The organism is Sphingobium sp. CCH11-B1, assembly GCF_001556865.1.
Lineage (GTDB): Bacteria > Pseudomonadota > Alphaproteobacteria > Sphingomonadales > Sphingomonadaceae > Sphingobium.
In genome coordinates this window covers 1-7,367 of the sequence record NZ_LSJY01000048.1, presented here as the reverse complement: position 1 = coordinate 7,367, position 7,367 = coordinate 1, and the positions used below count along the sequence as shown (strand labels likewise).

The 7,367-nt window shown below is 62.6% G+C and carries 11 protein-coding genes and 1 pseudogene; 6 read left to right on the top strand and 6 right to left on the bottom strand.

Going from position 1 to position 7,367, the window contains the following annotated elements; translation table 11 throughout:
- Positions 1-248: pseudogene (locus tag AX724_RS24385) on the top strand (YgjV family protein); the annotation flags it as partial.
- A complete protein-coding gene (locus AX724_RS05675; protein ID WP_066764259.1) occupies positions 245-844 on the top strand; it encodes a GNAT family N-acetyltransferase in 600 nt (199 codons plus the stop codon). The pseudogene AX724_RS24385 and the gene AX724_RS05675, both read left to right, overlap by 4 nt.
- On the opposite strand, the gene AX724_RS05670 is transcribed toward AX724_RS05675, so the two are convergent.
- Complete coding sequence (locus AX724_RS05670; protein WP_231736497.1) at positions 836-1,120, bottom strand: DUF6118 family protein; 285 nt, start codon at positions 1,118-1,120, stop codon at positions 836-838. The two genes, AX724_RS05675 and AX724_RS05670, sit on opposite strands and share 9 nt — an antisense overlap.
- Positions 1,121-1,170: 50 nt before the next feature.
- Between AX724_RS05670 and AX724_RS24905 the strand changes: the two genes are divergently transcribed.
- Complete coding sequence (locus AX724_RS24905) at positions 1,171-1,497, top strand: hypothetical protein (RefSeq protein WP_409593005.1); 327 nt, start codon at positions 1,171-1,173, stop codon at positions 1,495-1,497.
- Positions 1,498-1,512: 15 nt separating this feature from the next.
- Here AX724_RS24905 and AX724_RS22670 read toward each other — a convergent pair whose 3' ends face one another.
- The 5 genes from AX724_RS22670 to AX724_RS05650 all read right to left on the bottom strand — a co-directional run bounded on the left by AX724_RS22670 (position 1,513) and on the right by AX724_RS05650 (position 4,978).
- Complete coding sequence (locus tag AX724_RS22670) at positions 1,513-1,953, bottom strand: recombinase (RefSeq protein WP_082370061.1); 441 nt, start codon at positions 1,951-1,953, stop codon at positions 1,513-1,515.
- Positions 1,954-2,030: 77 nt separating this feature from the next.
- Positions 2,031-3,137: a replication initiation protein gene (locus AX724_RS05665; protein ID WP_047167713.1), complete on the bottom strand. Its 1,107-nt coding sequence runs from the start codon at positions 3,135-3,137 to the stop codon at positions 2,031-2,033.
- A gap of 385 nt (positions 3,138-3,522) precedes the next feature.
- The gene (locus tag AX724_RS05660) at positions 3,523-3,819 is read right to left on the bottom strand and encodes a hypothetical protein (protein WP_047167714.1); all 297 of its coding nucleotides are present in this window, start codon (positions 3,817-3,819) and stop codon (positions 3,523-3,525) included.
- Positions 3,816-4,709 (bottom strand): hypothetical protein, encoded by an 894-nt coding sequence (locus AX724_RS05655; RefSeq protein ID WP_053000203.1) that lies wholly within the window; start codon positions 4,707-4,709, stop codon positions 3,816-3,818. Before AX724_RS05655 ends, AX724_RS05660 begins: the two co-directional genes overlap by 4 nt.
- Entirely contained in the window at positions 4,709-4,978 is a 270-nt protein-coding gene (locus AX724_RS05650; RefSeq protein WP_047167715.1) for a hypothetical protein, read from the bottom strand. Before AX724_RS05650 ends, AX724_RS05655 begins: the two co-directional genes overlap by 1 nt.
- A gap of 224 nt (positions 4,979-5,202) precedes the next feature.
- On the opposite strand from AX724_RS05650, the gene mobQ reads away from it, so the two are divergent.
- The 3 genes from mobQ (at position 5,203) to AX724_RS05635 (ending at position 7,051) form a co-directional block, all read left to right on the top strand.
- Positions 5,203-6,267: a MobQ family relaxase gene (mobQ, locus tag AX724_RS05645; RefSeq protein ID WP_047167716.1), complete on the top strand. Its 1,065-nt coding sequence runs from the start codon at positions 5,203-5,205 to the stop codon at positions 6,265-6,267.
- A 79-nt stretch (positions 6,268-6,346) separates the two neighbouring features.
- Positions 6,347-6,622 (top strand): type II toxin-antitoxin system RelE/ParE family toxin, encoded by a 276-nt coding sequence (locus AX724_RS05640; RefSeq protein WP_030092726.1) that lies wholly within the window; start codon positions 6,347-6,349, stop codon positions 6,620-6,622.
- A 123-nt stretch (positions 6,623-6,745) separates the two neighbouring features.
- Positions 6,746-7,051 (top strand): HigA family addiction module antitoxin, encoded by a 306-nt coding sequence (locus AX724_RS05635; protein ID WP_205499322.1) that lies wholly within the window; start codon positions 6,746-6,748, stop codon positions 7,049-7,051.
- Positions 7,052-7,367: the final 316 nt, after the last annotated feature.

The following is a 7,367-nucleotide window of genomic DNA, read 5'->3' as shown; positions in this document are numbered from 1 at the left end:
TGGCCCACAATCTTCTCATTGGCGCACCGTTCGCCTTGGCCGTTGATCTTGTATCGGTCGCGGGGAATCTGCTCGGGCTTTTTGCCTTTTGGAAGCGGGAACAGCGTCAAGCGGACGGGCCGCGCAGCCTCAGCTATCCGGCGCGGCTTTCCCCACGTCACGCTTTCCGCTCTGGTCACCTTTCCCTCGGCAAACTCGCGATCTCAAAGCGCGCGCGCGCGTTACAGGGAGTCCAGATCCTCACATGACACAGGTAATATACGCGCGCCCACTCCCGCCGGCGCGTTCGATAGCTCAAGTAGGCGGAAAGCAGAGCTGGAGCGAGCTACGGCCGGCGAACCTTGACGACGCTAAAGCTTTGGTACGCTTGAAGATCGCCCTCGCTCGCGAAGCGGAACATATGATCTTCGATGTCCGGGATCGAGGGGAACTCCTGCGCCGCACAACTGCCGAACTAAACGCCGCCGTAGCCGGCGAGCGAGGCATCTTCGTCCTGCAACGCATAGGCGACCTCGTCGGCTACATAGATGTACGGAGCGTGTGCATCGAAGGCGCTGCAGAATTTGCCTCTTTTGATCTGGCTATCCGGACACGGTGGCAGGGACGTGGGCTTGGAGCAAGCCTGGTGAAGTCCGCCGAGGAATGGGTACGTCGCCGTGGCTTGCTCTTCCTGATCTTCCACGTCGCTGTTCGCAACGACCGGGCGTTCGCATTTTATGAACGGCTTGGCTATACCGTGTGCGGAGATGTTGTGGCAGCCAATAAAGAATCAGGCGTTATTGGCGATTACTACGCGATGGGCCGAATGCTCGATGCTGATGCTGAGGAGGATGCGTTAGCGTGATGCATAACTATCATCCCGCCTTTCCAGACTGACTCTGATCGTACAGCGCACCGTCTCAGCGGCCTTCACCGCTGCCTTCTTGCAACCCTCGATCGCTTCGCGGTTGGCCGTTACGATCCTGTTACCGGCGATGATCGCGCTAAACGCGGTCGGGCTGGCGCTCTGCATCATGCGCTGACCCGCTTCCCAACGAGGCAAGTCGAGCGTCCGCGCCGCCATGCGCTCGGGCCATTGCCAGCTCGCCGGCGCGATCTCGCGCGCGACGAGGCCCGGCACGATCGCCCACCCGCAACGGCACCGTCGCCATCGATCGGGTTACCTATTCGGTGCCTTCCCGCCTCGTCGGACGGCGCCTCAACGCGCATCTCTTTGACGATCGCATTGAGCTCTTCCTCGGTCCGGACAGGGTAATGTCCACGCCGCGTGTGCGGATCAGCCATCCCCACCGGGGGCACAGCATCGATTTCCGGCACATGATCGGTAAGCCGCGCACCGACACCTCATCGACGCGACTGTCGATCCCGAACGCTTCCGCCGCTCAATACCGTTGCGGATGTGCTGGCTTTCGCCCGCGAGAAGATCGCCGTTCTGACCGGCATGCCCGGCGATACGATCAAGCTCGACCTCAAAATGGGGGTGTAAATCTCATTTGATGGATGTGATCGCGGTCATTCGTCAGGACGGCCAAATAGACGACCGAAAAACCCCCTCTTGGATTCCGTGGGGCCGGGTCCGGCCAGCAGTCCGATCACTCGGGCTTGAGCCTCACGCCGTTCCTCATCCGATTGATCGAGGCGACGACGAAGGTCGTCGATCGTGCCGTCCCGATCGCGCAACTGTTCCAAGGCAGCATCAAGACGAGCCTGTAATACATTGGAATCTGACCCGTTACGGGTGTCAGCATTGCCGTTGCGTAGCGTTTCAAATGGTGTTTCGGTTACTGGTGCGGCTGACTTGGGAGGATACACCCGGTGCAGTTCGACTGGCTCAATCGAGAAAGAACCGTCATCCTTCTTTGTCGCAGAAATTCGACCACTATTGATGGCTCGCGATATGGAAGCCTTGCTAATACCTGTCGCCTTTGCGGCTTCTCCGAGGGTGTAAGCCATTTTATCCGTCCCTGTTGCGGATCGTTTCAAAACGTGATCCGCTAACTGTTAGCAGAAACGGTCAGGTGGCGAAATGGTCAGACTCTGCCCCACTTGGTGGCACACCCCGTAACCCATTTCGTCCAATCTGCCTTGAGGGCATCCCCTACCAATTTACGGCGCTGTTCGGGGCGGACGCGAGCATACTGATCCGCTAGGCGCTGTACGGAGTGACCACCGCCTAGGGCCATTCCGATTGCATGAAGCTCCGGGGTCTTGAACTCGTCCACCTGATCGTCGGCCGGCCAGCGTAGGGTGTCCGAAACCGATAGCCGAGAAGCCGCCGAGGCGATGAGGCTGGCGGTGTCGACGATGGTTTCTGTCGTCCCTTCCCGGCGGGCCTTTCGGCCGCTGCTATGGCGTCCTGCCTCATCGGCCGCAGCGTCAGTGGCGTCGTCGTCTTTAGGGGTGAAGGTCAGGGTGACGTGGGTGATCTTGCCCCGCGCCCCGCGCTTTTCCGACCAGTCCATCGTGAAGGCAGCGAGCTGATCGATTTCGGCTTTGCCAGGTGTCAGCACCAGACGCCGGAAGTCGGAGAAGTTGGGCATCGAATTAGAGGGTGCGCCAAGCCGCTCCCGCAACTCATCGACCGTTCCGGACCATGTGGGGCTACGCCGTCCAGCCAGCAGGCAACCCATCTCATAGAGGGTGATCGCATACTTCGACCGGAAGGCGAGCAGAGCCGCCCGGTTGAGGCGAGCGTAGTAATCGCTCCCCTGTAGGATTGCCCTAGCCGGTGCCGTGAACTCCCACTCGACGGTGGCCCGGCCGTCTTCGGCATGTTCGTTGAGCGTCCAGGCAAGCAGGGCAGCGGTGAGCGTCGCCGCACGCCCTTGCGCCGAGGTCGAAGGCATTTGGAACTTCACATCCATCAGCTCATCGAGGGTGTCCTGGATCCGATCATTGGCGTTGTGGGTGCCTCGCAGATCGCGCTTGGCGATGACATGTGATCCCGGTCGCCACGCTTCACCGGCAGCTTTGGCGATTAGAAGGGCTAGGGTCTTGCGGGCCGCCAAAGAGGGTGACGTACCCGCGCCGAACCGTGCTTCGATGAACTCGCCAGCTTTGACGATGGCATGACCGTCACGAACCGAGATCGTGGAAGCCGCCTTCATCGTGCGGCCGATAGGAAGGTCGTCGAGCACAGCATGAGCTTAGCCAGTTACGACATAAGATCAACGTCAATGTCATAGATCGCACAGTTACCCCATTCCTCACGGGGCACCCGATCCGTCGTAACTGAGCACCCCATTTGTCGTAGGTGCTCACCCCATTTGTCGTAACTGAGCACCCCATTTGTCGTAGGTCAGGCCATTTTTCCTATATGAATCAACAGACAAGCAACCCCTGAATCATAGAATCAATAGAATCTAGAATCATCGCGCACGCGCGAGGCTGGCGTTGCATGATGACAAGCGGAATCGGCCTTCGGCCGATGCACCGATGATGCGTGCCGGCTACGCCGTCACAGGGGCGGCCTACCGGCCGCAGGCTTGGCGAGGAAGGAGTCGGGGCGAAGGCATCGTGCCATCATTCGCCGGTCGTCACGCGGCGAGGGGGTTTGCCGTCGCGCTCGTGGACAACGATCGCAGACACGCCGGAGGCGGCGATGCGATCGATCAGGCGATCGGCCTCCTCGTACTGGTCGCTGGGCCAGTCGCGGGCGACGTGGACGCGATCCCCGCCGATTTCCAGCGTCAGGTGCGAGATTGAGGGATCGAGGTCGAGCAGCCGCGCCATGTCCGCCTGGGTATCGAGCGTGACGCGCCGGAGATCATGTCCGGTCATGATGAGCTGCCAGGTGCGGGTGCGATCATCTAGGTTCATGGCAGCAGCCACCCGGTGTAGGATTTGGCATCAGGGTTCGCGCCGAAGCACCAGTATACCCCGTCGCGCTTCTCTCGCTTCCAACCGTGATCCTTGGGACAGGCGGCAATGGCGGGGATGGTCTGTTCGCTTGCCTGATCGATGCGGCGGGCGAGCTTACCGTTGACGGTGTTGGCCCAGCTCGCCGCAGCCGTTTCATCACGGGCGCGGGCATAGCCTTGCGCCTCGCCGGCCCCGTTACCCAGGTAGTAGCCGTAACCCCCGGCAATCGGCACCAGCAGGGCGAAGCCGGCGAGCGCGCCGTTCCACCACCTGTCCCACCGGCGCCGGCGCTGCTCATGGGCGCGGCGATCGGCGGCATCAGCCGCAAGACGATCGGCCAGGGCGGCGTGCGCGGCCGTGTCAGCGTCGATCCGACGTCGCAGGGCCTCTCCCGCCCCGGCAAGGCCGTCCGTGGCTCCACGACGCGCGCCAGCCTCTGCACGGGCCTCCAGGGCGGCAGGATCGACCAGGCGGGCCGCTATGACCTTGTCACGGGCTTCCTCGTCCTCGGCGCGCTGTGCGTCCCTGGCGGCGGCATCGGCAAGGCTGGCGCGCACATCGGCCACCAGATCGCGCAGGGTACCAAAGCCGGCGAGGACGCGCTGGATGTTGGTGTCGAGGTGGGAGAAGAAACTGTGCGCCTGGGCGGCGTCGGCGACATCGCGCGCGCGACCGGCGGCAGAGGGTGGCGGATCGGGGGGCGTGTCGAACTCGGCGGGATCGAACCTGCCGGCCGGGGCATCGGTTCGGCTCCCGCCACGAGCCATTCCCTTTCCGCGTTCCCGCTCGTTGAGCTGGCGGGCCTGTTCGAGCAGGCGACGGGGGTCGTCGTCGCGGTCGCGGTCCATCAGCGATCCTCCCCGGGCAGCGTCCATCCCTCGAACGGTTTGCGATCCTGATCCCGGCTGATGCGGTGGGTCAGTTCGGAGACGATGCCGGCGAACCGCTTGTCCTTGCTGGCGGCGTCGATGAGCAGTCCGCCCAGGATGATCTTGCGGCGGGTATCGAGACGACGGCCCTCGGCAGCGACACGGGCATTGAGCGCGTCGAGACGGGCCTTGGCCTGGTTGACCCGTTTGCGAGCCTGTTCGATGGCTTCGGGTGTTGGTGCCGCCATACCTTCTCCGCGTGAAAGCACGATAACAAAGCGAGCATAGCTCAAACCAACAAACGAAACCACCCGAGACGACGATAGGAGACAAGGGCGCACTTTAGCATTACTGCGTAATGCGTGCGGCAGGGATACCCTGCACCCATGTCGCGATGCGACAGCGGGGCCTCCGCCCCACACCCCGACCAGCGCAACGCCGCTGGACCACGTTGGAGAAGGCAGGCGCGACGATGGCGATCTACCATCTGGCGGTGAAATCGGTGTCGCGCTCGACCGGGCGCAGCGCGGTCGCGGCTGCGGCGTACCGGACCGGCGCTTGTCTCGAAAACGAGCGCGACGGCCTGGTGCACGACTACACGCGGCGGGGCGGCGTCGAGGACGCGTTCATCGTCGCCCCGGAAGGCGCGGAGTGGGCGCAGGACCGCTCCGCGCTGTGGAACGCGGCCGAGGCGGCGGAGAAGCGCAAGGACGCCAAGGTCGCGCGAGAATATGAGCTGGGGTTGCCGGCCGAGCTGGACGCCGGCCAGCGCCGCGACCTGGTGCGTGCTTTCGCGGAGGATATCCGCAACCGCTACGGGGTGGCAGTGGATGCCGCGATCCACGCCCCGCATGATTACGGCGACGATCGTAACCACCATGCCCACGTCATGACGACGACGCGGGTAGCGGAGGCGGACGGGCTGGGGGCGAAGACGCGCCAGCTCGACGTGCGCTCGACGGCCTCGGTGGAGGTGGAGGCGATCCGCGAGCGGTGGGCCGGGATGGTCAACAGCGCGCTGGAACACGCCCAGGTAGCCGAGCGGGTCGATCACCGCAGTTACGAGCGTCAGGGGCTGGATATCGAACCGACCGTGAAGATGGGCCATGCGTCGGCCGCGATCGAGCGGCGCGCGTCGGCCGAGCAGATCGCGGCCGGCAAGGAGCCGCACGCCGTTACCCCGCGCGGGCAGATGAACGAGGCGATCATGGAGAAGCGGGGGCTGGGCTTCTACATCGAGCGTGGTCAGGAGCGGATACGGGAGTGGTCCCACCAACTCCGCGAGCGTGCCGATCTAGCGATGCAGGGCATGTCCAGCTTGGTCCAGGGCGCAGCGCGGGCGATGCGATCGGGGCTACAGACCAGCAGCGAGGGCGGGTTCGGGGCGGTGCCGGCGCTCGACCAGTCACCCCAGCGCGACCAGGTGCCGGCGATTGAGCTGGACCAATCGGGGCAGCGTGGGCGGGATCGGCAGCGAGAGCAGGAGCTAGACCGTCAGCGTGGACGTGACGGGCCGGATATCGGGTTCGGGCGGTAGGGTCGCCGCCGAAGAATCGTTTTCGGCAGAGTGTAAGGTAATACTTGACAAATGTCAGGAAATGCCTTACAATGTGTCTATGATTAAAACATACACCAGCAAGGCGCTCGAAGCCTTCGCCACCAAGGGAGATGGCTCAAAACTTCCCGTCCAGAACCACAACCGCGTTCGCCGCATCCTGCTCACGCTAGATGCTGCCACGAAGCCCGAGGACATGAATGTTCCGGGCTTTCGCTTTCATGGGTTGAGCACCAAGCCCAAACGATATGCAGTCGATGCCAGCGGCAATTACCGGGTCACATGGGCTTGGGATGACGGCAATGCGATCGACGTGAATATCGAGGATTATCATTGAGGAGGGGCAAGCCCCTCCTAAAAATCTGTCAGCCAATGCTTGACATGTAAGGCTTTAGTTTACATATAGAGCTTATACAGAGACGCATGATGATCTGGGATCGGCCCGGACAGGAGACAGATGATGAACCAGCTCGTATCCGGCCTTGCCCCGATGCACCCCGGTGAGCTGCTGCGGGAGGACATTCTGCCCGCACTCAACAAGCCCAAGGCGGAGATCGCCAGGCTGATCGAGGTGTCGCGGCAGACCCTCTACGATATCCTCGCTGAAAAGCAGGATGTCACCCCGACTATGGCGCTTCGGATCGGCAAGCTAACCGGCACCACGCCCGAAATGTGGGTGAACATGCAGCGCAATTACGACTTGCGTGTGCAGGCAGTGAAGGACGCCGATATCATCGCGCGTATCCCTACGCTCGAAGCGGCGTGATCCCTTTATCAAAATTGCAGAAGGGCGGGGGTAGCCGCGGGCGCTCTGCCTCATTCATCGTCAGCGCCGCTTCGTCAGTCGGTAGGTCGAGTAGGGCCGAACGCTGTCGGGCGCTGAGGATATGGCGTCTCGGCATGCACGGCTTGTCCCCATTGAACAGAAGTCTGTTTTGGACAACACTGACCCCACGCAAATCAAGGCTTTTCGAGGCCTAATTCCAGAAGGGTTCAATTGGGACAGCGCGCCGCCATCTACGCCAGGGTTTCGACAGCCGACCAGTCGTGCGAACGGCAGCTCCGCGACCTGGCCGGCTTTG